Below are 24,862 nucleotides of genomic sequence, written 5' to 3'. Positions count from 1 at the left end.
ACTTTTCTATGGAGAGTGCTCCATCTGCCAGGCAGCGCGCACCAGGCGAATGTCTTCGTAGCTGAAGGTGGGGCCGAGGCGATCGCGAATCTCCGTCAGCGACGCGTTTTCCAGCTCCGTCAGCACCGTCACAATGGTGCGCTGGCGATTTACATCTACCAGCTGATCCACTGCCACCGTTTCGCCCTGACGAATGATCTGCTCCAGATGGTTAGCAATGGTGGTGGCCTTTAGCCCGCGCTGATCGGCAATCTCCTGTAGCGATAGCCCCTGGCGGTGCAGGTCTAGGGTTTGTCGGTGGGTATCACCCACGGCTTGACGGCGTTCTCTAGCCGGACGCGATCGCCGGGCCGCCGCCCCTGGGTCAGACTCTAACCCGTAGTCGGCACAAAACTGGCGAATGGCATCGGTAAACACCTCGCCATACTGGGTTAGCTTGCGGCTGCCCACCCCCGACACCTGGCCAAAGGCCTCTAAGGTTTGGGGCCGGGTACGGGCCATTTGCCGCAGAGCTGACTCCGGAAACACCACGTAGGGCGGCACGCTTTGCTGGTCGGCCAGCTTTTTGCGCAGGGCTTTCAGCACGGTCAAAAGCTGGGCCACCTCAGTCGTGTCTTCAATGGTAGACGCCTCGGCGGGGCCAGGGGTAAAGTCTTTGGGCACCGCCACCTGCACCGGAATTTGCTTCCGCAGCACCTGCCAGCTAGCGGCGTTAAGCTTGAGTACCGGGTAGCCGTCACTGGTCTCATCGACCAGCCGCTGGTGCAGCAGCGATCGCCCCAGCAGTCTCCACTCATCCACCGATCGGTCTTTGCCGATGCCGTGGGTTGACAGCTGGTCGTGCCGCAAATCCATAATCTTTTGTTTTTTGGAGCCCCGCAGCACATCAATGACGTGGGCCATACCAAACCGCTCCTGGCAGCGGGCCACGCAGGAGAGAAACTTTTGCGCCTCAATCGTCCAGTCTTCGATGGGCGGTGGATTGGTGCAGTTATCGCACTGGTGGCACAACCCCTCTAGTAGCTCTAGTTCACCAAAGTAGCTCAGCTGCACCCGGCGACGGCACACGGTGGTTTCGGCGTAGTCGACCATCTGCCTGAGCTGCTGGCGGGCAATGCGCTGCTCCGCTTCGTCAGGCTTTTGGCTAATCAAATATTCCGCTGTCGCCACATCGCCGTAGGCCAGGTACAGGGTGCAGTGGGCTGGTTCGCCGTCGCGCCCCGCTCGCCCACTCTCCTGGTAGTAGCCCTCAATATTGCGGGGAATATCGTAGTGAATCACGAACCGTACGTCGGGCTTATTGATGCCCATGCCAAAGGCCACCGTCGCCACCATCAGCCGCACATCGTCACGAATAAAACGAGTCTGGTTCTCCCGTCGTGTGTCATCACTCAGTCCCGCGTGGTATGGCAGCACCGACTCGCCATCTTCAGTTAGGCGCTGGGCTAGCTCGTTAACTCGCTTACGACTCAGGCAGTAGATAATGCCTGAACCCTGGTGCTGCTTAACCTGCCGCCGCAGCTCCTGGTAGCCGTCGCGGCCTTTGGGGCGCACCTCATAAAACAGATTGGGCCGGTTAAAGCTCGACACCTGAATCAGCGGGTCGCGCAGCCGTAGCTGCTGGGCGATATCGACCCGTACCCGCTCGGTGGCGGTGGCCGTTAGCCCCATTACTCCAATCTGCGGAAATTTCTCCCGCAGCACCGATAGCTGCCGGTACTCGGGGCGAAAGTCGTGGCCCCATTCCGACACGCAGTGGGCTTCGTCGATCGCAAACCCGCTCACCCCAACGGTCTTAATCAGCTGCTCCAGCAGGCCGAAAAAGCCTGGGCTCATCAGCCGCTCGGGTGACACATAGAGCAGCTTCACGTTGCCTGCCAGCAGCTCGGCTTCTCGCTGACGAATGCTGCCGTAGTCTAGGGAACTGTTCAAGCAGGTAGCTGCCACCCCGTTGTCAGTTAGGCTATCCACCTGGTCCTGCATCAGGGCAATCAGGGGCGAGACTACCACCATTACCCCTAGCTTGAGCAGAGCCGGAAGCTGGTAGCACAGCGACTTGCCACCCCCGGTGGGCATGATCACCAGAGCATCCTGGTTCTTCAGCACGGCCTCAATGACGGGCCGCTGCCCCAGCCGGAACTGATCGTAGCCAAAATGATGTTTTAGGGCCGTTTCCAGAGAAGGAAACGCCGCCGTGGGTAGTGCCGCCCCAGCCATAGACATCGCTCAGAAGATGATCAATGCGTTCAAGTGTACTCTTTTGAGGGGTTTTGTTGCCCCTCAGTTCATTGGGATGGCTTAACCTGCGCGTAGCAGGCGTAGGCCTCCGTGTAGCGCCCCAGGCGATGCAGCGCTACACCGCTAAACAGCCAGCCCTGGGCATGGTTGGGTGCGATCGCCAGTACTTGCTCACTCAACGCTAGCGCCCGATCGGGCTGGCCCAGATGAATTAAGCACACGACCTGGTAAACCAGCGCCGAAGCCTCCTGAGGGCAAACAATAGCGGCTTCTTTAAAGCAGCGCAACGCCCGTTCATAGGCCCCAGCATTGGCTAAGGTTTCTCCCTCACCGTACCACCGCTGAAATGAACTATTCTGCAAAGCCGACGGAGATACTACCTGAGGACTAAGGCCAGAGGGTGTAACCGGGGTAACGGTGGGCTTCATAGCTGGCAAATCACAACAGAACAGCCACAGCATTCCCTCAAGTTGGTCTAATGGCCCAACCCTTAAAAATGCTTTAGATCAAGTGCATAGGTCAGTCCGATATCAAGCTTATTGTTGGCACCGCTGCTACTCTCAATCTCAATGCTCAAGAGCATAATCGCTCTGCCCGACGAGAATTCTCTGGCTGTCGCATAAGTTTACGTCTGCCTCAACGCGCCCTGATCGCGCTACGGTAGTAATCCAGGTTCAGCCCTACTAGCGCGTTAGCTAGCCCAGACGTTTCTTAAAACAGCCCCGATCTGGTGCAATCCAGATCCAGCATATAGAACAGCTTAAGGAACTTTGCGCTGTGTAAAGCAATGTTACAAGAATGACGTCATGACAGCATACTGGCTTGACGGTTGCCGATATCCCATTTAAGTTATCTACATACCCGGGTCACACCTATTTAGAAAAGCGCTATGGAAGAGCAAAAAGCTACCAAGGTCACACTGTACTTACCACCTGACCTGCATCGTCAGTTAAAGATTCGCTCTGCTGTTGAGGGCGAGGCCATGTCTTCCATTGCTAAGCGTGCGATTGATTTTTATTTGGCCCACGGTGATGTGGTTGCAGAAAGTTTAGAGTCTTCCTTGGGTCAGACCCATCGCGTTCATAGCTGCCCAAGCTGTGCTTCGTCGGTGGTGCTGCGAGAAGGTGAGCTAGTTGAAATATCTCAAATGGTTGGTGCTACCCAAAGCAGTGCATTAGATACTGCCCCTGTTCCTGAGGTCGTCGCCAGCACTGGTTCCCGAGAAGAAGGGGAATTGGTTGTTTGCTAGGTACAGATTTGACTGGCCTGGCTGTAGTTCACTTAGAACAGTGCCCAGATAGCACCCAGACAGCAATTTAACTGCCCCGTAACCTGAGAAGGGATTTTGGTCATGCGAGAGGATTTGAACGTACTAGTACAAGCCCAATATCCTCTGATCTACCTGGTCACTTTTGAGGAAGAGCGGGCAGAACAAACCATCGCCATGGTGGCTCGTCACGTATCTAAAGACCAAGATGTCAAGGGGCCGATGCGGGTTTTCACCTGGACTATGACTCGGGGTATGGTCGAGTTTGGTAGTCAGGGCGCGGGCAATCAAAACAACAATACCGTTTCCCCTGAGGCGGCGGTAGAGTGGGTGATTCGTCAGCGTGAGCCCGGCATCTTCATTTTCAAAGATTTGCACCCCTTCAAAGATTCTCCAGCCGTCACCCGCTGCCTACGAGATTCCATCATTTCCCTCAAAGGCACCCGAAAAACTATTGTGCTCATGTCTCCTGTGCAGGAGATTCCCATTGAGCTTGAGAAAGAGGTGGTGGTTCTCGATTTTCCGTTGCCCAACATGTCGGAACTCGATGAAGTTCTCTCAACTGAGATGAACCGGGCTCGCGGCGGCAGCATTTCCACTGAAGAACGCGAGAAGCTGCTGAAGGCTGCTCTGGGTTTGACCCGCGATGAGGCCGAGAAGGTCTACCGCAAGGCACGAGTAATGGCCAAGCGCCTGACAGCCGAAGAAGTAGACATTGTTCTTTCGGAGAAAAAGCAGCTCATTCGTCGCAACGGCATTCTCGAGTTTATGGATGTTGATGAGACCATCAACTCCGTGGGCGGTCTGGAGGAACTGAAGCACTGGCTGAAGCAGCGCTCCGATGCGTTTACCGAGCGGGCTCGGGAATACGGTTTGCCCCAGCCTAAGGGCATGTTGATCCTGGGTGTACCTGGTTGTGGCAAATCGCTAATTGCCAAGACTACCTCTCGGCTGTGGGGCCTGCCTTTGCTGCGCCTCGACCTGGGTCGAGTGTACGACGGCTCTACCGTGGGGCGATCGGAGGCCAACTTGCGCAATGCTCTGCGCACGGCTGAGTCAATTTCTCCCTGCATTCTCTTTATCGATGAAATTGATAAGGCCTTTGGTGGAGCAGGTGGCTCCTCTGACTCCGATGGTGGCACCTCTAGCCGCATCTTCGGTACCTTCTTGACCTGGATGCAGGAGAAGACCTCTCCAGTGTTTGTAATGGCCACCGCCAACCGAGTCGAGAAGCTGCCCGGCGAGTTTCTGCGCAAGGGTCGGTTCGATGAAATCTTCTTCGTTGATCTGCCCAACGCCGAAGAGCGCAAGGATATTTTTCAAATCCATCTGCAAAAGCGCCGTCGCGACATTGAGCGCTTTGACCTCGAACAGTTGACTAAGGTCTGCGATGGGTTCTCTGGAGCTGAAATCGAGCAGGGACTGATTTCGGCCATGTATGAAGCTTTTGCCCAAGGACGTGAGTTCACTCAACTCGACATTATTGCGGCCATCCGCGCCACGATGCCGCTGTCGAAGACCATGAGTGAGCAGGTTACTGCCCTGCGGGATTGGGCCCGCCAGCGTGCACGTCCGGCGGCAGCCTCCGTCGCTGAATATCAGCGGATGGAGTTTTAACAGGCTTTCCTCCCGGCGGTATCCGGGGGAAGGGCTAGCATTCGCTAGCAGTTAGTATCCAGATAGCCCGTGGCTAGCTGGTTTGTCTCTCTCAAACCTCGTTGTCTCTCTCATTTCCCTACAGGAGGAAACACCATGTCTCACTTCAGCACCCTTCGCACCAAAGTGACCGATGCTGAGATTCTCAAGCAGTCTCTCGCTGACTTGGGTATTGCTACCAAGACCGAAGCTGATGTACGCGGTTACAACGGCCAGCGTGTTCGCGCCGACCTTGTCGCCGTTCTGGATGGTGAGTATGATCTGGGTTGGTCTCGTAATGCCGATGGCTCCTTTGATCTGATTGCTGACCTCTGGGGTGTCGCTAAAAAGCACAACCAGACTGAGCTGATCAACTCCATCAACCAAAAGTACGCGGTCAACAAGACCCTGGCTGAGGTTAAGCGTCCTGGCCTGCAGAACGCCAACGTCAAGTTGGTGCTTCAGTAAGCCCGTATCGCGTTCCCTAAGATGGGATGGCTAGCGCGTGCTAGCCATCCCATTTTTTATGCTTACATTTAGTAGTGTTCTGCTATAGAGCCAGACTACACTGACGAGGAGGTGAGACTTCTTAGTTGCCAGATGTGCTTGGTACGAGGTAGCCCTCTCAAAATGATTGCCCTTTTGGGCCGCGTGGTTTAGCCTGGTATGTCTCCGATTAACCCGTCTGATTTATCAGCTCTGCATCAATTGCTGGTGGCCTGTGGTGACTATGCCAGTCAGCAGTCTCAAGAGTCGTTTCAAGTATTTGAGAAAGGAATTGACGACTACGTTACGACTGTTGACCGGCTGCTAGACCAAAAGATACTGGCCGGAATGCAGACGCTCTTTCCGAAGGACGGCATTATTACTGAAGAAAACCGGGCCACCGCTGAGCAGTTTCAACATAGTAATACTCAAGGAGGGCCAGGGGGCGATCGCCCCCTGTGGTTTGTCGACCCGATCGATGGCACCGATGATTTTATCCAGGGTCGAGACAACTACTCGGTGATGGTGGGGAGAGTGGTTGGGGGAATGCCCCAAGCGGGCTGGATTTATGCCCCAGTAGGGCGACAGCTGGTTTGGGGTGGCCCCAACTGGGGCTTGTTTGAGCAGACAGGCTGCGGCCACTCGGTCCCGCTAATTCCCAAGGAGCCTCCCTTTGAGCCTGATCGGGGCTGGGCTATGGTAATTGGCGATAAAGACGCACGGCGGTTTGGCCCTGCGATCGCCCAGCGTTTCCCCAACGTCAAGTTTCTCTCTTTGGGCAGCTTTGGCCTCAAGGTATTGGCGGTTATCACTGGCCAGGCTGGTATCTACATTTACCTCAACGGGCGGGTCAAGCTTTGGGACACTACCGGCCCTCTGGCCCTGGCAGAGGCGGCTGGGCTAGTGTGCTGTGATCTGACAGGGCAGCCGATTCGGTTTACAGAGCCCGATGTGGCCCCCCATACACTGATTCACCAGCAGCCGATTGTCGTAGGCTGGCCCAGCTATGTGGAGGCGCTGCGATCGCCCCTCAGCGAGATCGCAGCTGCGGTCGGTCTGCCTGGAGAGGCCCTCTGATTCTGTCTGGCCTAAATTTCTGGGTACCATGAAAAGGTACCTTGCCATGGCTAGCCTAGCCCCACCAGCCCTAAGCGTCACCCTTTCACCATGCCTTTTATGCAAGCTGATACGCTGAGCGAACTGTATCCCCTATTTCAGGCTGCTAGCCCCGAAACTGTTGATTGGCTAATCTCTGTAGCTACCCACCACGACTATCCCGCTAACCGGGCGGTGGTCATGGAAGATGCCTGGGGCAATGCAGTTTACTTTATTGAGGCCGGCTGGGTAAAGGTTCGCCGCCATGCCGAAGACAGTTCTATCACTCTGGCGGTACTGGGCAAGGGCGACTTCTTTGGCGAGATGGCCATTCTAGACGAGTCTCCCCGCTCCACCGACGTAGTCGCTATGACCGCTGTTAAGCTCATGAGCATATCGGCTCAGCGGTTTATTCAAACCCTATTCAAAGATCCTCAGCTGCACCACCGGCTGCTGCAGCTGATGGTACAGCGCCTGCGCCAGACTAACCTGCGCTTTCAGCTGCGCCACCAGCCCCCCGCCGTTAAACTAGCCAATACGTTAACCGCCATTCAAACAGCCTATGGCGACCCCGTAGAAGACGGTGTTGAACTGTTTAACATTCCCCGCAAAGATCTGGCTGACCTGGCCGATATTACCCTCGACGAAGCCGAAAAGATTATGGGCAAGCTAGCCGAAAAGGGCTGGATCGTCGAGGATACGGCCAGGTCAGTGCTGCGGCTTAAAAATACCCGTCAGCTTGCGCACCTGGCCGGTCGGTTGTAAGTATCTTCCCAAGATGTTCTAAATTTGTAGAGATTGCTAAAGTTACCCAGTCCCTTCAGTTGTCCGTGGTAGGTTGTCATCAGCTACCCGACGTAGTTCACTGGAGACTGCTATGCCACTACAACCTCCTTCTCCTCCGTCCATTAGCCCCAGTCAGATGACCCTGCTACGCATTGTGTCTACTATGGCTTGGAGTGATGGCCACCTCGCCGACGAAGAAGTCGACATAATGCTAGACCAGTTTAGCCACCTGTTCGCCAGCAATCCTGGTCAACAGGCCGCTCTGCGTGATGAGCTACGCGACTATTTGATGCAAAACTTGCCCCTCGAAGAACTGGTGCCCAAGCTGACCAATCCTGCAGAGCGCGAGCTAGTCCTCAAGCTAGGTCATCAGGTAATCAGCGCCAGTGCCCGCACCCCTGGCGAAGACCTCATTAACAAGGAAGAGGCAGACGCCTATACCCGCTTGGTATCGTTGCTCAACCTACCTAGCGATGTGGTCGAACGAATTGAGCAAGAAAGCGGTCAGCCCGCCGCCAATAACAACAACCTGATTGAGCAACTGACGGCGGAGCTAAAGACCTTCGTTGATGAACACTAAGTTCTCAAGAACTTGGTTGGAGGCAACTTCTGTAAACTGTGTTCCCCAATAGCGGGCAATGCCCATTCTGCTCAAGTCGCTAGCCGTCTATAGAACAGCGATAAGACTGATAGTCTAGGAAGCGATAGCTAGCAAAGCCAGTCACAGGTTACAGGAGCTAGGAACCCGGCGGCGGCAACTTGTCGAGATGATGAGTGCCGAAAAAGCCTGGCCGCACTCTGCCCGAGCCCCAGCGAAAAACGATATTGAGCAATATCTTGACTGGCTCAAGCAACGGGTTCAAGACCTTGATGCTGAGCTTGAGCGGCTGATTGCCCAAAACAATCAATGAACGCAGTCAGTTTCATCCCCGTCAGGTACCCAGCTACCTGACGATTCTTCAGATTGCAGCCAGTCTCGATATCTCACTGGACTTGCCATTGTATTAGTAGTGGCCAGATTACTGTCACGCGCGATGCAGAGACTAAGCTGTGTTTGTTTCTGCATCGCGCGTGACCCGCTGATTCAACTCAGCTAGGAGATAAATTCTTGAAACAATACCCTGCTAGAGCAGGATGGGAGATCGATCTATAGCAAGAGACGCCTCATAGCTATAGAAACAGATTTGTTAAAAACTTTTTTTGATGCCCCTTTTGAGAGAGGGAGAATCTTTTTCGTCTCGCAACCATGAAAGACAAGAAGGAGCGCATCTTTGCGCTGCTCTTTCTATGTTGATTACCAGGAAGATTTGATGTTTTACCATAAGAAACGCCTGCAGTATTTCACCAAGCCCGAAAATCCTGATCCGGTTTATGCCAAACAACTGCAAGAGCTGATTGGCGGGCCTTTCGGCGAAATGTCTGTGATGATGCAGTACCTCTTTCAAGGCTGGAATTGCCGAGGCCCCGCAAAATATAAAGACATGATGCTCGACATTGGCACCGAAGAAATTGGCCACATCGAGATGTTGGCTAATATGATTGCTCACCTGGTTGACAAAGCTCCCCCGGATGTTCAAGAAGACGCGATTAAAGACCCCATTGTTGAAGGGGTGATGGGGGGTATGAAAACCGAAGACATCATCATGGGCAGCATGAACCCCAAACATGCCGTGATGTCTGGCGGTGGTGCCCTGCCTGCCGACAGCGTAGGTTATCCCTGGAACGGCAACTACATTGTGGCCTCGGGCAACCTGATGGCCGACTTTTTCTCCAACGTGCAGGCCGAAGCCCAGGGCCGTCTACAGGCCGTGCGTTTGTATGAAATGTCTACTGACCCTGGCGTAAAGGATACTCTGAGCTATATGATTGCCCGCGATACCATGCACCAAAATCAGTGGTTAGCGGCGATCGAAGAGCTTAAGGCCGATGGGTTAGAAAGCCTGCCCGTGCCCAGTCGCTTCCCTCAGTCTCAAGAGAAACAAGACGCCGCCTACACCTTTTGGAACCTATCGGAAGGGACCGAAAGTAAGGAGGGGCGTTGGGCAAAAGGCCCCACCCCCGATGGCAAGGGCGAGTTTAAGTATCTGGAAAATCCAGAACCCCAAAGCCCCATAGGCGAAGCTCCGGTTCCTAACCCGAAGCTGTACTCCACGCCTAAGCAGTAGAGCGTTGCCCTGGAGATTAGGTGCCTGTGGTGCTGCTTAAGAGATCTACTGTGCAATTACGGCGGTTCCCGATTTGGTAAGGTGTAGCTGTGGCCAGTCTGGTTAAGACAGGTCTCCTATGAACGTTCAAACGTTTGAACGTTCATAAGGTTTCTGGATGTCCTAACCAACGTGACTATAGCTATACATACTGCTCAGGTCTAGATTCCCTAGTGTCTTGGCTGTCTAAGTTTCACTCTGTCCTCCTCTTTTCAAGGGGAGCAGGGGGGATCACCGCGATGTAGTTTATCTAATGTAAAATCTGCCTACAAGTAACGCTTTCGCAAATTGAAGAAAAGTGAAAGCGCTACTTACAGATAGGCAGACAACATCGATAAATAGGTTCATAACATCGAGTAACGCCTGGGCAAATTCGACAAACGCCTCGATATTTCTTTAGAACAGCAAGCCACTCACCGTAATTGTCGACACTGGCTCGTTGAAGTAGGTAAGCTTTAAAGCGTCTGAAATTGAGATCGCCTACTTTAACGAAGCCGAGCCCTCCACTTCCTCGGTCTGAGGTTCTTCTGACTGAAGTTCCTCTGGCTGGGGATGGAAGTACTCGTAGATCTGCTGGGCCAGCTGGGGGCCAATGCCGGGTACGGTAGCTAGCTGCTCGGGGCTGGCCTCGCGAATGTAGTCGATCGAGCGGAAGGCGGCCAGCAGTTCCTTCTGGCGGTGCTGACCGAGGCCAGGGATCTCCGAGAGGCGCGATCGCCGCATCCGATCCGTCCTTTTTTTGCGGTGAAAGCTGATCGCAAAGCGGTGAGCCTCGTCGCGCAGACGGCGCAGCAGCTGCACCCCAGGCTGGTCGGCCTCGGTAACGAGGGGCATCGACTCGCCCGGCAGAAAGATCTCCTCGCGCTTTTTGGCCAGGCTGACCACGTTGATCTCCTGGAGCAGGTTAAGCTCCTTCAGTACTTCCACTACCGCCGAGAGCTGGCCCTTGCCGCCGTCGATCATTACCAGGTCGGGCCAGTCTGGGTTACCCAGGCGCTGCTTGGTGGGGTCAGTAGCATAGCGGCGAAAGCGGCGGCGAATGACCTCGGCCATACTGGCGAAGTCGTCGGAGTGGCCGGGTTTGACCTCGGGATTTTTGATCTTGTAGTGGCGGTAGTGCTGCTTGGCGGGCATACCATCGACAAACACCACCTGGGAGGCCACCGCATCTGATCCCTGAATGTGGGAAATATCGTAGCCCTCGATGCGCTTGGGCAAGTCGGGCAGGTCGAGGGCGATCGCCAGGTCTTGCAGGGCCTGAATATTGCGATCGGCGGCGGCCTGGGTGCGGGCTAGCTCGTACTGAGCGTTGCGCTCAACCATTTCAATTAAGTCGGCCTTGGTCTGGCGCTGGGGCACCTCCACCGACACCTTGCGCCCCCGGCGCTGGCTCAGGTAGTCCGTCAAAATCTCGCTCTCGGGCAGCTCGTGCTGGGCCAAAATCACCGCCGGAATTTCGACGGCTTCTACCGTCTGGTAATGATCTTCTAGCACCCGCTGCAAAATCTCGCCAGGGGTGCCCGACTCAGCATCGGCGGTGAAGCCCAGGCGACCCACCAGCCTCCCCGCCCGCACCTGAAAGATTTGAACGCAGGCGTATTTGTCGGCGATCGCCAGGGCGATCGCATCCCGAGACACTGTATCGTCAGGCAGGGCTACCTTCTGGTCGGCGCACAGCCGCTCCAGCCCGCGAATCTGGTCGCGCAGTCGGGCCGCCAGCTCAAACTTCAAGTCTTCAGCCGCGCGTTCCATCTGAGTGGTAAGAATATCCACCAGTTCGGTCGTGCGGCCCTGAAACACCATCACCACTCGCTGCAGGGTCTTGTGGTAGTCCTCTGGCGAAATTAGCTGCTGGCAAACGCCGGGGCAGCGGCCAATATCGTAGTTGAGGCAGGGGCGATCGCGATGCACCGGCTGAGGTCGCTGCCGCAGCGGAAATATCCGCTTCACCAGGTTGAGGGTGCTGCGCAGCAGGCCCACATCCACATAGGGGCCGTAGTAGCGGTCTTTGAGGCTCTTGCGCCGCTTGCGGGTAATAAAAATACGGGGGTAATCTTCCGACCAGGTGACGCAGAGGTAAGGATACTTCTTGTCATCCTTCAGCAGCACGTTGAAGTGGGGCTGGTTCTGTTTAATTAAATTGGCTTCCAGCGCCAGTGCCTCAGCCTCGGTATCAGTAACGATAAACTCGATATCGACGATCTGCATCACCATTACGGCGATGCGCGGCATGTGGCCATGAAAGTCGCGAAAGTACGACCGCACCCGCGTGCGCAGACATTTCGACTTGCCGATGTAGAGAATCTGGTCGTGGCTGTCTCTCATAAAGTAGACCCCTGGCTCTTTGGGGATCTCTTTAAGCCGCGCCTCCAGGCGATCGGGGTCGTTGACTAGGGTGGTGGGCTGAACCGTAGAACTCACAGGCAGCGCGTTTAAACCTTTGTACTAACCAGGATAACGGTAAACTCGCTCAGCCAGATTCTGCTAGCTAGACGGTTTTCCGTCGTAAACAGGAGTGATATGTTTGGATGGCCCTCAGGCACTGAACTGATGTCAGTAATTGCGCGTAGAGGCTAGATTATTTTGATACTAAGCTTTATGTAGGGTTGCAATCTTGCCTAGAACTGTAAAGATTGATTTTTCTGACTATTCCTTCTGGAAACCGTCTCGCCTTTGATGTAATTAATATTACATCCGTTCCTGATCGTTACTATTACTAGACCCTACCTATATGGACCCTCAAGAGTTTGAAGCGCGCTATCGAGAGCAAATCAAAAATATTTTAAATCGGCTGCAGTCGGCGATGGTGGTGTCGTCGCAGCTTGAGCACACGATTGCCGATATCGGCGAAGCTGTGCAGATTTTAAGTCGAGACGTAGAGCAGTTTTTGGCTGAGCAGCGCCCTGACTCAAGCGGTGGACGTTCATCGTAGTCGTTGGTTAAGGATAATCAATTCTCGCGCTGATTTCTGATATAGCGGGATGGGTTAACTTCACACAAGAGGCTGGTCTGGGGCGACGGCGGGGGGAGCTACTCGGCCTCGTCCTCAGGCGGCTGCAAAACCGCTTGCACAGCCTGGGTGAGCTGGTGCAGATACACGGGCTTAACCAAGTACTTTTGTGCGCCTAGGGCTAGGGCGCGGTGCTGGTCTTCGGCAAAGGCATAGCCTGACACTACAATGACGGGCAACCGCTGCCACATAGCCGAAGATCGCAACTGCTTGAGCAGAGCGTAGCCATCAATTTCGGGTAGTCCTAGGTCAAGCAGTAGCAGATCGGGCTGAAACTCTTTGAGCTGCTGATCAAGATCTAGCCCGTGGGGCAAGGCTAATACCGTAAATCCGGAGAAGGTCAGGTAATCTGCAAAAAACAAGCGGTTGGCCTTGTCATCTTCGACAACAACAATGCGATGCCGACCATCAGCGCTGCTGGATGGAAATGTCACCATTAACCCTTAGATCCTGCTCTAAAAACTGCCAGAACCCGATTGATGGGTGGTTCTGATCGCTCAACATGTTGCACCCTGGATGCTAAAGGCTGACGTAGCCCGGTATTGACTAAGTGTTAAGCCAATTAAGCCAATCGAACTTTGCACAATCGGTTCTTGGGCAACATATTTATAGAGTTTATTAGTTTTTATCTAACTTGGGTTAGGGTTTATTTTTCCCGAGGCATTTGTCTAAAGACTTCAGTTCTAGTGCTCTGTGGCGGCAGTAATTTATCTGGTTGCTAAGGCGGAAACCCGTATGCGTCCTGGACTCCCCTTTTACCATTCTGCCTTGCGGTACTAGCTCCGCCAATCAGCCCAGGAAGTCAGCGATTTTGGCAATGGCTTGCTCTAGTACCTCAGGGGGGTGCACCAGAGCAATCCGGACGTAGCCCTCGCCTGCTTTGCCAAAGCCTGCGCCAGGGGCTAGCGCCACGCCGGTTTGTTCGACTAGACGGAGGCAAAATGCCTCAGAGCAATCGGCAAAGCGTTCGGGCAGCCTGGCCCAAATATACATAGTCGCCTCGGGTACCGGCACGGCCCAGCCCACGCGCTCTAGGGCTGCGATCGCCGTATCGCGCCGCTGGCGAAAGGTAGCGATCATCTGGTGAACGGTATCTTGGGGGCCGCTAAGGGCTGCGATCGCCCCCCGCTGAATGCCTGGATACTGGTTAAAATCGACGCTAGCTTTGACCTGGCGCAGGGCGGTAATCAGCTCAGCATTGCCAATTGCATAGGCCACCCGAAACCCCCCCATGCTGTACGACTTCGACATCGAAAAAAACTCGATGGTGCAGGTTTTATTGGGATCGGCCTGTAGTGCGGAGATGGCAGGCTTGCCCGTAAACGTCAGGTCGGCGTAGGGAAAGTCGTGGGCCAGTACCAGGTTGTGCCGCTGGCAAAAAGCCACCGCCTCTCGCCAAAATGCTAGGGATGCCATGGCTGTTGTGGGGTTGTGGGGGTAGCTCAGCACCATCAGCCGCGATTGCTCCAGCACCGCCCCAGGGATATCCTCCAAACGGGGCAAAAAGCCGTTTTCAGCTAGCAAAGGCATGGGGTAAATTTGCCCGTTGGCCAGGTATACGCCCCCGGCGTGGGAGGGGTAGCCGGGGTCCATCAGAAGGGCAAAGTCGCCGGGGTTGAGAATGGCCAGCGGCAGGTGGGCGGTGCCTTCTTGAGAGCCAATCAGCAGCAGCACTTCGGTCTCAGGGTTGACCGATACCCCAAACTTATCGGTGTACCAGCGAGCCGCCGCCTGGCGAAAATCTTGGGTGCCTGAAAACAGGCAGTAGCCGTGGGTGCTGGGGTCGGGCAAAGCCGCTGCGATCGCGTCTAGCACGTGGGGCGGCGTAGGTAGATCTGATGACCCCAGCGATAGATCAATAATAGATTTACCAGCGGCCCGAGCGGCAGCCTTGGCTCGATCCATATCGGCAAATACGTTGGCCTGCAGAGGCCTCATGCGCTGGGCAATTTGCATAGTGCTGGGTTAAGAGATCAGTTTGCCGTTAGCGAAATCGCGTTAATTGCCCCTCAACTAATCAGGGCATATGAATGCGAAACAACCATTATAAAACCATTGTCTATTTCAGCCTTACTGTCTGTTCACTTAACTGCTGGCGGGGTGTAACAGATTATCTCGCTTCAACCCGATTGAGGCGATTGTCCCTCCTTCTGAGCGCACCTTATATCAAAGGTCTCCGTGGCCTTTTTAGTGCCCATTTATTGTGGGGTTTTCCCTGCTATGAACCGAGTTCAGCCCCAGTCTTTAGGAGATGCTTACCCAGCTCTGTGTAACTTTCTAAGGCTAACCTCACTGACCCTAACGGCCCCTCAGCTAGCACTGACGGTGCAGGTGGGTGACGACTGGCACCACGGCGGGGTGATGAACTACGGGCATTTGTCTTCTGCCGTTTTGCGAGAGGTGTTGTTGAGTCAGCCCGTCCAGGGGTCTACCCTAGATTGCGAACAGCTTTCCTTAAGTACCTACAGTCGAGCCCTTGAAGCCGGCACTGAAGCCAGCACTGAAGCCAGCGCTGATGCTGTGCTGGTGGGGCACCTGCGCAGTGCTAACACCCGCTATAGTCTCGCGGTTTATGTGCCTGGTTTTGCTGTAGACAGCCTGAACGAGGTGCAGATTCAAACCCTCCATTACCTCAGTCAGCAGCTGTTGCTGTGTCTAAGTCTGGCCCAGCCCACCAATCCTAACTTTCAACCGACGGCCAGCCCAAAACCCCCTGCGATCGCCCCGCCCCACCGCCTTGGTTTTTTGTCGCGGGAGGTGGCGCTTACCCCGACTAGCCCCACCTTCGATCGTCTTCATCAGGGGCACCCTCGATTGGCCGACCTCGTGGCTCAGATGCAGGCCTGTCTGTCTTACCCACAGCTGGGCCAGCTGCTGGGCACCTACTTGCCCTACTTTTTCCCGCACCAGGCGACCCGACTGGTGCTGTTTTCGAACGCTTCTGAGATCTTTACGGTGCTGGCCGATTGGGGGGAGGCAAAGCCACTGGCAGCGGTAGAACAGCAGTGCTGTTATCCTCAAATTCAGCTTGATCAGCAGCCAGGGATTGGCCAGGAGTGTCGCCAGTGCCAGGTCGTCCACTGCCCCGCCCAAATGACCAAATGCATTGTGCTGGGCATGGTCAACGACACCACCTGTATTGTGCAACTCGTGCAGCTAGAGGCAGAACCCTTTAGCTCCGTACAAACGGCGTTGATTAAAAAGCTGTCGGAGCAAATTTTGTTTGTCATGCAACGACTGCTGCTGCTCGAAGATTTGCAGGATCAGGCGCTGAAAGACCCGCTAACGGGGCTGCTTAATCGTCGCTATGCCGAAACAGTGCTCAACAGTTTGTGCCATGCCGCTAATCGACAGCAAAATTTCAGCCTTATTTTGATCGATATCGATCACTTTAAAGCCGTTAACGATACCTACGGCCACCAGGCGGGCGACGCCGTGCTCAAAAATATCGGCATGCTGCTGCGTGGCCATGTGCGCACCCAGGATATTGTCTACCGCTACGGCGGCGAAGAGTTTTGCATGGTGCTGCTCGACACCACCCCAGAGATCGCCTTGAAGAGGGCCGAAAAAATTCGGCGGGCGGTGAAGTATGTCAGCAATTCTTTTGATGGCCAGGTGCTGCCGCCCCTGACTATTTCGTTGGGGGTCGCTAGCTTTCCCCACCACGGCGAAACCCCGCAAACCCTGGTCACCCTGGCCGATAAAGCACTGTATTGGGCCAAGCACCACGGCCGCGATCGCGCCGTCAGCGTTGACTACATGCTTTCGGGTTTTGAATCGTCCTAATCGCTGGCTAGCGTAGGCCAAGGCCCAGGCTTTTGCTCTAAACCTTGGCCCTCTAAATGAACCAGTATTTTGTTAGCTTTAGCAGGCCAATCTAAGCAAGGCTATCTAAGCGGGCCAGAGCCTTAGTCGAGCTGGTCAATCTGCGATCTGAGCTCTTCTAGTTCGGCGTCTACCTCGGCTGACTCAGTGGCGGGGATCGCCGTTTCGCCGGGGGGCAGCTGCTCCTGATCGACAGTGCCACCGGATATTTGGGCCTTCATGGCTGCCAGTTCTAAATCTACATCGCCCCCGGCTTCAAGAGAGGCAAACTGGCTTTCTAGATCGGCTCCGGCCAGTTCCGCCGCCGCCTGGGAGGTCGCTTCCATTTGCAGCACTTTTTCTTCCATACGCTCGAAGGCGGCCATGGCGCTGCTGGTGTTCATGCGACTGGTGGTGTTTTGCAGCTGCTCGTTGGCCTTGGCGGCACTGGCCCGCGCTTTGAGCATGTCTTTTTTGGTCTTGGCTTCAGATAGCTTGCTCTCTAGGCCAATTAAATTGCGCTTCAGCTGTTCGACCGCCGTACTTTGGGAGTCAAGCTGGTTCTTTAGCGCCACGGCCGTTTCGGCCTGGGTTTTCTTGCGCAACAGCGCCTGCTTAGCTAAGTCATCATCGCCTTTTTGGAGGGCGAGCTGAGCCCGCTGTTGCCAGGTGTTGGCTTCGCTGTGAGCCTTGTCGTACTGCTGCTGTACTCGCTTTTGGCTAGCGATCGCGCCCGCTACCGCCTGACGCATCTGAACCAGGTCTTCCTGCATGTCGATAATGGCCTGGTCCAAGATTTTCTCTGGATTTTCGGCCGAACTCACCGCCGCATTTAGGTTAGAGCGAACCACTCGGCTAACGCGATCAAATAACCCCATGACGTGCTGCTTCCTTAGTTACGGTGTTGCGATGGTCTTTCTTAGTTTACAGAAAGTCTGCGGGGATCGGGCGAATGGGACGGTTTGCGGTTCACGGTTCGGCCTTGCACCGTACACCTTGCCCCCCTACTCCAAATTCTCCGCATCCCACTTCAGCACCGACGCATTTACCCCCTGCTCGCGCTTGAGTTTGGCGTCTTTTTCAAACCACTGGGTAATCTGTACCGCCGTCAGTGATTCAACCGGGGTGTCGGTATCGGCGGCAATCACCTTCAGCAGCTTGGCGGTAGAGATGGTTAGCCGAGCCAAAAATTTTTCTGGGGAAGACAGCAGGGCCTTGTCGACCTCCGCCGATTCTTCGGGGGTAAGAAACTGAAGTGATCGGTCAAGCATAGCGAAGCACGGGGTAAAACATCCAGAAGGCTACTATCTTCATAGTGTCAGACCCCGCTGAAGTTAGCAAAACGGGAAAAAGCGATGGCCAGGAACTCTGGCCATCGCTTGTTGTTGGAGAGGGTTGTGTCAGCTCTATTACGCACCAGGCAGTGTTTTGGATGGTTTAGTACCCAGCGTGCCAAGCCAGGCCCCTAGCAGGTAGCCTGTGGTACAAAGCAGCAGCCCGTAAATATTCACGCCCAAATCGACGGCGTACTTGCCGCTACCCAGGCTTACCCAGGCCGGAAAAATGGGAGCCCCGATGACGTTTTCAGCGACCCGCAGCACGCCGAGCAGGATTCCTGGCCAAAAGGCGAGGTGGAAGCTGAGCGCCCCAGCGCGGGGCAAAAAAGCCAGCAAGAAGATTGGGGCCAACCCCATCACCATGGTGCCGCTGATGGTGGTCGCCAAAATAATCGCCGGGCCGACCCGATCGCCCATGTAGATACTCAGCAGGGGCACATTACCCAGCAGCGCGATCGCGATAATCCACCAGCGGCCAATCCGGGCCTGCCCCTCGGTGGGGGCACCTTTGCGGTGAAACCAGTCGCGCGCGCCCACCTTGGCGGTGCTCGAAAAGGTTGAGTCGAGGGTAGAGCCAGCGCTGGTCAGCATAATGGCGTTGAACACCAGCAGCATGGGTAGGCCAAATAGCGCCGGTACTACCAGGCTGGGCGACCCCTCGGCCCCAATGGCACGAGCGTACAACCCCACGCTGCTAAACAAAAAGATAAACCCGCCGCTAATGGCCCCTGCCCAGATAAAGCCCTTGAACATGGTGCGCGGCCCGGTGATAAAGGCGCGATCGGTCATTACAGGGTCGTGGAAGGGGTAGCTAAATACTTGTACGAAGGCTAGGCCGCAGAAGGTGAGGGCCGCACTGCTGGTGTCGGCATCGACCACTGGCAACCCCTCGCGGGCCAGACCAGGGCCAACGGTGGCCAAAATGACCACCAGCAAGACCGCCGCCAGCACCATTTGCGCCCCGTCGGTGAGCAGGCTGCTGCGCAACCCACCCAACAGCGTGTAGTAAACGGTAAATAGAGTAACAACCAGAGCCGCTAGCCAGTACCCAGCGCTGCCCTCGGGGCCGAAGTAGAGCGAAAATACCTTGGTGTTGGACCATACCTCGTTGAGCAGGCGAATGGCGATCGCGAGCAAAAACAGCCGCGAACAGACCTTGCCATACTTGCTGACCAAAAACTCTGGAATCGAGCGGTAGCCGCCCCGCGTGCGCAGAAAGTAGAGCGCGATCGCAGCGGTGACAAAGCTCAGGTAGTAGATGGCGTAGCCGATGCCGCCCAGCACCCCAAAGGTCTGGCCCAAACTGGCGGCGTTGTCGATCGATTTGGCAAAAATCCAGGAAATCGCGGCGCTAGCCACCAGCAGCCACAGCCCTGGGGCCTGCCCAGTGCTCGACTGCCCCTCAAAAAACTCCGGCGGACTGACGCGATCGGGAGTGGTCTGACGCACCAGGTAAAGCAAAAATCCGCAGTAACCGGCCAGCAAAACCCAGGTGAGGGTGTTTTCAACCATATGTAGCGCCCTTTATGAGATTGAGAAGATTGTGCCGTCAGGCTGTTCTGGATTACGAGCGTTAGGGGATGAATGGATGGGTAGATGAGTGGATGGGTTCTGTTCTGTTCGAATGTTGTCTACAGACCCGGTTGCAGAACACAGCTTTAGACCGATGATTATCGATCCTTTCCGTCGAGACCAAGGCGACAGAACATCCCTCGTCGGAGGCCAAAAGACTTGCGTAGCAAGAGCGCTGAGGCTAACAAAATAGCCCCAGTAGAGATTCGTTTAGACGCTACCCTACCAGGACTGACTGAATTTTTGCTGAGAGTAATTTTTGCCGGGGAGAAGGTGCGATCGCCGCAGCCACAGCGCTTGGCCGGGTGCCTATTCCTGCTTCTGCACCAGGTAGCCGCAGCGGTGCTCGCCTTTCACCAGCCAGTGGGTCCGCTGCACCGCGCAGTCGGCCAGCGCCACCTGAAACATCTCTAGCTCGTGGCCGCACACGCTAGGAAACGACTCCGCAATGTGGGAAATAGCACAGTTGTACTCTGTGATCACGTAGCCAGGGCCAGTCTGGCGCACATCACCATCGCTGACCTCGTGCCACTCAGACATATACCCCTCGGCCTGGCGAATCTGCACCAGCCGCGCTACCCGCTCAGCCAAGCTGCCGGTGCCGATGCGATCGCGATATTCCAGCGCCTTACGCTCCCACTGCTTGCGTAGCACGGTACCCACTTCGTCTTGGCCCAGGGTAGCGGCCAGGGTATCGAGCAGCGAAATGGCAAATTCGTCGTACTTGGCGGGGAAGCGATCGCGCCCTTTAGCGCTGAGCTGGTATAGATGGTTGGGCCGTCCCATACCCTCCTGCACCGCCCGATGCTCAATCAGCGCCTCAGCCTCCAGATCTTTTAGGTGGCGACGAATGGCCTGGGTACTCAGCTCAAGATGGTCGGCCATATCGTGGGCTGTGGCTTCGCCCTGCCTAAGCAGGTATACCAAAATGTCATCTTTAGTAGATGTAGAGGGTTGCTGCACAGAGGTCATGGCGTTGGCCCACCGAGACATTAGAGAACGTTGCACGAGTTGCCCCATAGACCATACCTATCTGGGTCAGGCATTAGACCAGCCCATCGAGAGATAATCTACTTTGACAACCTTTATGTTGCTAAACTAGTCTAAAATCTAGTTAGACAACTTAAATGTTGCTTTAATTGTATAAAATTATTGGGCTGTGTAGCGTACTAATCTTGTAATGACTGACACCAAAACCAACCAGGCCACCGACAAAAACTTAGAGCTGATGCGCAACTTTGCCCAGAGCTACGCCAAGCGTACGGGCACCTACTTCTGCTCCGACCCCGGCGTTACGGCCGTAGTGCTGGAAGGTCTAGCCAAGCACAAAGACGATTTTGGTTCGCCCCTGTGCCCCTGCCGCCACTACGAAGACAAAGAGGCCGAGGTCAAAACTATCTACTGGAACTGCCCCTGCGTGCCCATGCAAGAGCGCAAAGAATGCCACTGCATGCTCTTCCTGACTCCCGACAACCCATTCGCGGGTGAGCAGCAAGACATCGACTTCGATACTATTCGCACCGAAACCAGTAAGTATTAACGTTAGCCAGTCAGTGCTAGGGCTTTGGCCCGCCGAGTTTACTTCGCTACCCTGCCGTCCGTTCTAGAGAGTCGCATCATGAGTGCTTCCGTTCAGTCCCTTGTTAGCCAGCCCTATAAGTACGGCTTTACCACCAACATTGAGGCCGACGTCATTCCTCGCGGCCTCAGCGAAGACGTGGTACGGATGATTTCGGCCAAGAAGAATGAGCCGGAGTTTATGCTGGAGTTTCGCCTGCGGGCCTACCGCAAGTGGCTCACTATGGCCGAGCCGACCTGGCCCAACGTTAAGTATCCGCCCGTCGACTACCAAAACATCATCTACTACTCGGCCCCCAAGACCCAGGCCAAAAAGCTGGGCAGTTTGGACGAGGTTGACCCGACGATGCTCGAAACCTTCGAGAAGCTGGGGATTCCTCTCTCGGAGCAAAAGCGGTTGGCCAACGTAGCTGTCGACGCCATCTTTGACAGCGTTTCAATCGCCACCACTTATAAAGAAAAGCTGGCAGAGTCGGGGGTTATTTTCTGCTCGATCTCTGAAGCGCTACAGGAGCACTCCGACCTGGTCGAGAAGTACCTGGGTACGGTGGTTCCGATTGGCGACAACTACTTTGCAGCGCTGAACTCGGCAGTGTTTAGCGACGGGTCGTTTGTCTACATCCCCAAAGACACCCAGTGTCCGATGGATCTCTCGACCTACTTCCGCATTAACAATGGCGACTCAGGCCAGTTTGAGCGCACGCTGATTGTGGCGGAATCAGGCAGTTCTGTGACGTATCTGGAGGGCTGCACCGCTCCCATGTACGACAGTAACCAGCTCCACGCCGCGATCGTTGAACTGGTCGCCATGGATGATGCCAGCATCAACTATTCCACCGTGCAAAACTGGTTCGCGGGCGACGAGAACGGTAAGGGCGGCATCTACAACTTTGTCACCAAGCGTGGTCTCTGCGCTGGCAAGAACTCCAAAATCTCCTGGACCCAGGTCGAAACGGGCTCTGCCATTACCTGGAAGTACCCCAGCTGTGTGCTGGTAGGCGACAACTCCGTGGGCGAGTTCTACTCGGTGGCGCTGACCAACAACATGCAGCAGGCCGACACCGGTACCAAAATGGTGCATGTGGGCAAAAACACCCGCAGCACCATTATTTCTAAAGGCATCTCGGCAGCGAAGTCAAAGAACAGCTACCGGGGCCTGGTCAAAATTGGACCCAAAGCCGAGGGGGCACGCAACTACTCCCAGTGCGACTCGATGCTGATTGGCGATACCTCCAGCGCCAACACCTTCCCCTATATTCAGGTGCAGAACAGCACGGCCCAGGTCGAGCACGAAGCCTCCACCTCCAAAATTGGGGAAGATCAGCTCTTCTACTTTGCCCAGCGGGGCATTTCGCCAGAGGATGCGGTGTCGATGATCATCAGCGGCTTCTGTCGCGACGTGTTCAACAAGCTGCCGATGGAGTTTGCCGCCGAGGCCGACAAGCTGCTGGCCCTGAAGCTCGAAAACACAGTGGGGTAGACGGGTTCATGGGTTGTTTCTCTCACCCCCAACCCCTCTCCCTGGGGAAAGGGATCTGGAATTCCTGGTAGGGTGGGCACTGCCCACCAATCGAGAATCTCTGAATCGGAGAGGTCTGCCCCAGTGAGAAGGTAATTTGGCGAGGTGGGTGGTGGGCAGTGCCCACCCTACGAAGACCAAAATCGCAAATCAAAAATCCAAAATTGAAGCGCAGTTAGGAGCATGGTGGGCGGTGCCCATCCCATAGGGAAACTATGATTAACGAGAACAGCGACATTATTCTTTCTGTGCGCGACCTCCGCGCCAATGTGGACGGCACCGAGATTCTCAAGGGCCTTAACCTGGAGGTGAGGGCCGGAGAAATTCATGCCATTATGGGCCTCAACGGTTCGGGCAAAAGCACCTTCTCGAAGGTGCTGGCGGGCCACCCCGACTATGAAGTTACGGGTGGAGATATTCATTTTAAAGGCCAGGATCTGCTAGAGCTGGACCCCCACGATCGCGCCACCGCTGGCATCTTCCTTGCCTTTCAGTACCCGCTCGAAATTCCTGGGGTGAGCAACCGCGACTTTTTGCGGGTGGCCTTTAACGCCCACCGCAAGGCTCGGGGCGAAGACGAAATCGACGTATTCGACTTCGACGACCTGATTGAAGAAAAGCTGGACGTCGTGAAAATGGACGCCTCGTTTCTCGATCGCAGCGTCAATGAGGGCTTCTCAGGCGGCGAGAAAAAGCGCAACGAAATTCTGCAAATGGCGCTGTTAGAGCCTGCCCTAGCCATCCTCGATGAAACCGATTCGGGCCTGGATATTGACGCCCTTAAAACCGTAGCCGGTGGCGTGAACCAGCTATCTACCCCCGACAATGCCGTGGTGCTGATTACCCACTACCAGCGGATGCTCGACTACATCGTGCCCGACTACGTGCATGTAATGGCCGATGGCCGCATTATTACCACCGGCGGCAAAGACCTGGCCAAAGAGCTAGAGTCGCGCGGCTACGAGTGGGTGATGAAAGAATTTCGGACGGGGGTGACGGCGTAATGACGAGTTCTATGGCTGAAGTGCGCGCCAGAATGACGGCTGACCAGCGTGATGCCTACTTGAAGGGGCTGGTGCAGCGAGTGAAGGCTGCCGTGCCTCAAGAGCTAGCCTTGGAGACGATGCGATCGCGGGCCGAAGCCCTGCTCAACGAGCACGCTTTCCCGTCTGCCCGCGACGAAGACTGGCGCTTTACTGACCTGACAGACTTACTCGCCATCGACTTTGCTGCCGCCGGAGAATCTTCGGTTAGCGAGGCCGATGTTGCTGATTTGCGTTTGCCAGAGTCCGCTGGTGCCCAGGTTGTGGTGGTTAACGGGCGGGTCAGCGCAGCGTTGTCTCAGTTAGAAAGCCTGCCCGAGGGGGTCATAGTAGGCTCCCTGCGCAATCACCCCGACATTCAGATTACCGATCGCCTCGCCCAGGCCAGTGGTCACCACGAAGTCTTTACCGCCCTCAACACCGTGGGCTTTCAGGATGCGGTGGTGGTTTGGCTACCCCGCAACACCGTAGTTGAAACCCCAATTCAAGTCATCTACCTGTCTCAGCCCGAGGAAACGGCCCTTATGGCCCAGCCCCGCTGCCTGGTGGTAGCCGAGTCGGGTAGCGCACTCACTCTAATCGAAGACTTTTGGGGACCATCTGCTGCGCCCCATTTTACCAACGCCGTCACCGAGCTATGGCTCGATGCCAATGCCCAGCTGACCCACAGCCGCATTCAGCGAGAGGGCGCAGGCACCTTCAATATTGGCAAAACCGTTGTCACCCAGGCCCGCGATAGCCAGTACATTGGCACCGCCGTAGACTTTGGAGCCAGACTGGCCCGCCACAACTGGGAGATCTACCAGACGGGTGAGCAAACCACCACCAAAATCTATGGGCTAGGGGCGATCGCCGCTAATCAGCACATCGACACCCATAGCCTGGTTGCCCTCAGCCATCCCCACGGAGTAGTCGAGCAGCAGCACAAAGTCATCGTCGATGACCACGCCCACAGCGTCTTTAACGGACGTATGGCGGTGGCGCAAAAAGCTCAGCTCACCAGCGCTAGCCAGCTCAACCGCAACCTGCTGCTCTCTGACAAAGCGCGAGTTGACACCAAGCCTCAGCTAGAAATTGTCGCTGACAACGTCAAGTGCGCCCACGGGGCCACCGTTAGCCAGCTCCAGGCCGACGAGATTTTCTACCTGCAAAGTCGCGGCATTAGCGCCCCCCAGGCCCAGCGGCTGCTAATCTACGCCTTTGCCATGGAGATGCTAGAGACAATTGCGGTGGAAACGCTGCGATTGCGCCTTGCCGAAACCATCTCCAAATGGGCGTAGTCCCCTCC

At 55.5% G+C, this 24,862-nt stretch carries 23 protein-coding genes; 13 read left to right on the top strand and 10 right to left on the bottom strand.

Annotated features, from left to right (window positions below):
- Positions 1 to 6: 6 nt before the first annotated feature.
- Both recQ and IQ273_RS09035 read right to left on the bottom strand, forming a co-directional pair.
- Entirely contained in the window at positions 7 to 2,217 is a 2,211-nt protein-coding gene (gene recQ / locus IQ273_RS09040) for a DNA helicase RecQ (RefSeq protein WP_194022842.1), read from the bottom strand.
- Between the two features lie 68 nt (positions 2,218 to 2,285).
- On the bottom strand, positions 2,286 to 2,666 hold the full coding sequence (locus tag IQ273_RS09035; protein WP_194022841.1) for a tetratricopeptide repeat protein: 381 nt from the start codon (positions 2,664 to 2,666) through the stop codon (positions 2,286 to 2,288).
- A gap of 461 nt (positions 2,667 to 3,127) precedes the next feature.
- Between IQ273_RS09035 and IQ273_RS09030 the strand changes: the two genes are divergently transcribed.
- The 6 genes from IQ273_RS09030 (at position 3,128) to IQ273_RS09005 (ending at position 8,087) form a co-directional block, all read left to right on the top strand.
- Positions 3,128 to 3,487: a hypothetical protein gene (locus IQ273_RS09030; RefSeq protein ID WP_194022840.1), complete on the top strand. Its 360-nt coding sequence runs from the start codon at positions 3,128 to 3,130 to the stop codon at positions 3,485 to 3,487.
- 102 nt (positions 3,488 to 3,589) lie between these two features.
- Positions 3,590 to 5,122, top strand: a complete 1,533-nt coding sequence (locus tag IQ273_RS09025) for an AAA family ATPase (RefSeq protein WP_194022839.1) — start codon at positions 3,590 to 3,592, stop codon at positions 5,120 to 5,122.
- A gap of 135 nt (positions 5,123 to 5,257) precedes the next feature.
- Entirely contained in the window at positions 5,258 to 5,608 is a 351-nt protein-coding gene (locus IQ273_RS09020; protein ID WP_017299886.1) for a DUF1257 domain-containing protein, read from the top strand.
- A gap of 198 nt (positions 5,609 to 5,806) precedes the next feature.
- A complete protein-coding gene (locus tag IQ273_RS09015; protein WP_194022838.1) occupies positions 5,807 to 6,703 on the top strand; it encodes a 3'(2'),5'-bisphosphate nucleotidase CysQ in 897 nt (298 codons plus the stop codon).
- 99 nt (positions 6,704 to 6,802) lie between these two features.
- Entirely contained in the window at positions 6,803 to 7,486 is a 684-nt protein-coding gene (locus tag IQ273_RS09010) for a Crp/Fnr family transcriptional regulator (RefSeq protein WP_194022847.1), read from the top strand.
- A 112-nt stretch (positions 7,487 to 7,598) separates the two neighbouring features.
- Positions 7,599 to 8,087 carry a TerB family tellurite resistance protein gene (locus IQ273_RS09005; protein ID WP_194022837.1) on the top strand — a complete coding sequence of 163 codons (489 nt, stop codon included), beginning with the start codon at positions 7,599 to 7,601 and terminating at the stop codon, positions 8,085 to 8,087.
- 157 nt (positions 8,088 to 8,244) lie between these two features.
- On the opposite strand, the gene IQ273_RS33575 is transcribed toward IQ273_RS09005, so the two are convergent.
- Complete coding sequence (locus IQ273_RS33575; RefSeq protein ID WP_228052611.1) at positions 8,245 to 8,406, bottom strand: hypothetical protein; 162 nt, start codon at positions 8,404 to 8,406, stop codon at positions 8,245 to 8,247.
- Positions 8,407 to 8,817: 411 nt separating this feature from the next.
- Between IQ273_RS33575 and IQ273_RS09000 the strand changes: the two genes are divergently transcribed.
- Positions 8,818 to 9,672, top strand: coding sequence for a manganese catalase family protein (locus IQ273_RS09000; RefSeq protein ID WP_194022836.1), 855 nt, complete (start codon positions 8,818 to 8,820; stop codon positions 9,670 to 9,672).
- A 519-nt stretch (positions 9,673 to 10,191) separates the two neighbouring features.
- Here the strand turns inward: IQ273_RS09000 and uvrC are convergent.
- Positions 10,192 to 12,132 carry an excinuclease ABC subunit UvrC gene (uvrC, locus tag IQ273_RS08995; RefSeq protein WP_313898055.1) on the bottom strand — a complete coding sequence of 647 codons (1,941 nt, stop codon included), beginning with the start codon at positions 12,130 to 12,132 and terminating at the stop codon, positions 10,192 to 10,194.
- A gap of 310 nt (positions 12,133 to 12,442) precedes the next feature.
- Between uvrC and IQ273_RS08990 the strand changes: the two genes are divergently transcribed.
- On the top strand, positions 12,443 to 12,643 hold the full coding sequence (locus IQ273_RS08990) for a hypothetical protein (protein WP_194022835.1): 201 nt from the start codon (positions 12,443 to 12,445) through the stop codon (positions 12,641 to 12,643).
- A gap of 98 nt (positions 12,644 to 12,741) precedes the next feature.
- Here the strand turns inward: IQ273_RS08990 and IQ273_RS08985 are convergent, their stop codons facing one another.
- Together IQ273_RS08985 and IQ273_RS08980 are read right to left on the bottom strand one after the other, a co-directional pair.
- Positions 12,742 to 13,158 (bottom strand): response regulator, encoded by a 417-nt coding sequence (locus IQ273_RS08985; RefSeq protein ID WP_194022834.1) that lies wholly within the window; start codon positions 13,156 to 13,158, stop codon positions 12,742 to 12,744.
- A gap of 352 nt (positions 13,159 to 13,510) precedes the next feature.
- Positions 13,511 to 14,677, bottom strand: a complete 1,167-nt coding sequence (locus IQ273_RS08980) for an LL-diaminopimelate aminotransferase (protein WP_194022833.1) — start codon at positions 14,675 to 14,677, stop codon at positions 13,511 to 13,513.
- Positions 14,678 to 14,941: 264 nt separating this feature from the next.
- Between IQ273_RS08980 and IQ273_RS08975 the strand changes: the two genes are divergently transcribed.
- The gene (locus IQ273_RS08975) at positions 14,942 to 16,507 is read left to right on the top strand and encodes a GGDEF domain-containing protein (protein ID WP_194022832.1); all 1,566 of its coding nucleotides are present in this window, start codon (positions 14,942 to 14,944) and stop codon (positions 16,505 to 16,507) included.
- Between the two features lie 122 nt (positions 16,508 to 16,629).
- Here the strand turns inward: IQ273_RS08975 and IQ273_RS08970 are convergent, their stop codons facing one another.
- The 4 genes from IQ273_RS08970 to sufR form a co-directional block, all read right to left on the bottom strand.
- Entirely contained in the window at positions 16,630 to 17,403 is a 774-nt protein-coding gene (locus IQ273_RS08970; protein WP_194022831.1) for a PspA/IM30 family protein, read from the bottom strand.
- A 126-nt stretch (positions 17,404 to 17,529) separates the two neighbouring features.
- Positions 17,530 to 17,796 (bottom strand): hypothetical protein, encoded by a 267-nt coding sequence (locus tag IQ273_RS08965; protein ID WP_194022830.1) that lies wholly within the window; start codon positions 17,794 to 17,796, stop codon positions 17,530 to 17,532.
- Between the two features lie 138 nt (positions 17,797 to 17,934).
- Complete coding sequence (locus IQ273_RS08960; protein ID WP_194022829.1) at positions 17,935 to 19,374, bottom strand: Na+/proline symporter; 1,440 nt, start codon at positions 19,372 to 19,374, stop codon at positions 17,935 to 17,937.
- Positions 19,375 to 19,743: 369 nt separating this feature from the next.
- On the bottom strand, positions 19,744 to 20,406 hold the full coding sequence (gene sufR, locus IQ273_RS08955; protein ID WP_194022845.1) for an iron-sulfur cluster biosynthesis transcriptional regulator SufR: 663 nt from the start codon (positions 20,404 to 20,406) through the stop codon (positions 19,744 to 19,746).
- A gap of 208 nt (positions 20,407 to 20,614) precedes the next feature.
- Here sufR and IQ273_RS08950 point away from each other — a divergent pair, with 208 nt between their 5' ends.
- From IQ273_RS08950 to sufD, 4 genes are all read left to right on the top strand, one after another.
- Positions 20,615 to 20,974, top strand: coding sequence for a ferredoxin-thioredoxin reductase catalytic domain-containing protein (locus tag IQ273_RS08950; RefSeq protein WP_194022828.1), 360 nt, complete (start codon positions 20,615 to 20,617; stop codon positions 20,972 to 20,974).
- Positions 20,975 to 21,052: 78 nt separating this feature from the next.
- Positions 21,053 to 22,492 (top strand): Fe-S cluster assembly protein SufB, encoded by a 1,440-nt coding sequence (gene sufB, locus IQ273_RS08945; RefSeq protein ID WP_194022827.1) that lies wholly within the window; start codon positions 21,053 to 21,055, stop codon positions 22,490 to 22,492.
- A 254-nt stretch (positions 22,493 to 22,746) separates the two neighbouring features.
- Positions 22,747 to 23,535 carry a Fe-S cluster assembly ATPase SufC gene (sufC, locus tag IQ273_RS08940; RefSeq protein ID WP_194022826.1) on the top strand — a complete coding sequence of 263 codons (789 nt, stop codon included), beginning with the start codon at positions 22,747 to 22,749 and terminating at the stop codon, positions 23,533 to 23,535.
- Positions 23,535 to 24,854, top strand: coding sequence for a Fe-S cluster assembly protein SufD (sufD, locus tag IQ273_RS08935; RefSeq protein ID WP_194022825.1), 1,320 nt, complete (start codon positions 23,535 to 23,537; stop codon positions 24,852 to 24,854). The genes sufC and sufD overlap by 1 nt, the downstream gene beginning before the upstream one ends.
- The last annotated feature ends 8 nt before the right edge of the window (positions 24,855 to 24,862 follow it).

Source organism: Nodosilinea sp. LEGE 07298 (assembly GCF_015207265.1).
In the GTDB taxonomy this organism is placed as follows: Bacteria; Cyanobacteriota; Cyanobacteriia; order Phormidesmidales; family Phormidesmidaceae; genus Nodosilinea.
Note: the sequence above shows the minus strand (reverse complement) of the source record. Positions and strands in the feature narration are given on the sequence as shown.

Bases quoted from the DNA above. Each gene is read 5' to 3' on its own strand.
- recQ (WP_194022842.1), bottom strand. From the start codon at position 2,217: ATGGCTGGGGCGGCACTACCCACGGCGGCGTTTCCTTCTCTGGAAACG.
- IQ273_RS09035 (WP_194022841.1), bottom strand. From the start codon at position 2,666: ATGAAGCCCACCGTTACCCCGGTTACACCCTCTGGCCTTAGTCCTCAG.
- IQ273_RS09030 (WP_194022840.1), top strand. From the start codon at position 3,128: ATGGAAGAGCAAAAAGCTACCAAGGTCACACTGTACTTACCACCTGAC.
- IQ273_RS09025 (WP_194022839.1), top strand. From the start codon at position 3,590: ATGCGAGAGGATTTGAACGTACTAGTACAAGCCCAATATCCTCTGATC.
- IQ273_RS09020 (WP_017299886.1), top strand. From the start codon at position 5,258: ATGTCTCACTTCAGCACCCTTCGCACCAAAGTGACCGATGCTGAGATT.
- IQ273_RS09015 (WP_194022838.1), top strand. From the start codon at position 5,807: ATGTCTCCGATTAACCCGTCTGATTTATCAGCTCTGCATCAATTGCTG.
- IQ273_RS09010 (WP_194022847.1), top strand. From the start codon at position 6,803: ATGCAAGCTGATACGCTGAGCGAACTGTATCCCCTATTTCAGGCTGCT.
- IQ273_RS09005 (WP_194022837.1), top strand. From the start codon at position 7,599: ATGCCACTACAACCTCCTTCTCCTCCGTCCATTAGCCCCAGTCAGATG.
- IQ273_RS09000 (WP_194022836.1), top strand. From the start codon at position 8,818: ATGTTTTACCATAAGAAACGCCTGCAGTATTTCACCAAGCCCGAAAAT.
- IQ273_RS08990 (WP_194022835.1), top strand. From the start codon at position 12,443: ATGGACCCTCAAGAGTTTGAAGCGCGCTATCGAGAGCAAATCAAAAAT.
- IQ273_RS08985 (WP_194022834.1), bottom strand. From the start codon at position 13,158: ATGGTGACATTTCCATCCAGCAGCGCTGATGGTCGGCATCGCATTGTT.
- IQ273_RS08980 (WP_194022833.1), bottom strand. From the start codon at position 14,677: ATGCAAATTGCCCAGCGCATGAGGCCTCTGCAGGCCAACGTATTTGCC.
- IQ273_RS08975 (WP_194022832.1), top strand. From the start codon at position 14,942: ATGAACCGAGTTCAGCCCCAGTCTTTAGGAGATGCTTACCCAGCTCTG.
- IQ273_RS08970 (WP_194022831.1), bottom strand. From the start codon at position 17,403: ATGGGGTTATTTGATCGCGTTAGCCGAGTGGTTCGCTCTAACCTAAAT.
- IQ273_RS08965 (WP_194022830.1), bottom strand. From the start codon at position 17,796: ATGCTTGACCGATCACTTCAGTTTCTTACCCCCGAAGAATCGGCGGAG.
- IQ273_RS08960 (WP_194022829.1), bottom strand. From the start codon at position 19,374: ATGGTTGAAAACACCCTCACCTGGGTTTTGCTGGCCGGTTACTGCGGA.
- sufR (WP_194022845.1), bottom strand. From the start codon at position 20,406: ATGACCTCTGTGCAGCAACCCTCTACATCTACTAAAGATGACATTTTG.
- IQ273_RS08950 (WP_194022828.1), top strand. From the start codon at position 20,615: ATGACTGACACCAAAACCAACCAGGCCACCGACAAAAACTTAGAGCTG.
- sufB (WP_194022827.1), top strand. From the start codon at position 21,053: ATGAGTGCTTCCGTTCAGTCCCTTGTTAGCCAGCCCTATAAGTACGGC.
- sufC (WP_194022826.1), top strand. From the start codon at position 22,747: ATGATTAACGAGAACAGCGACATTATTCTTTCTGTGCGCGACCTCCGC.
- sufD (WP_194022825.1), top strand. From the start codon at position 23,535: ATGACGAGTTCTATGGCTGAAGTGCGCGCCAGAATGACGGCTGACCAG.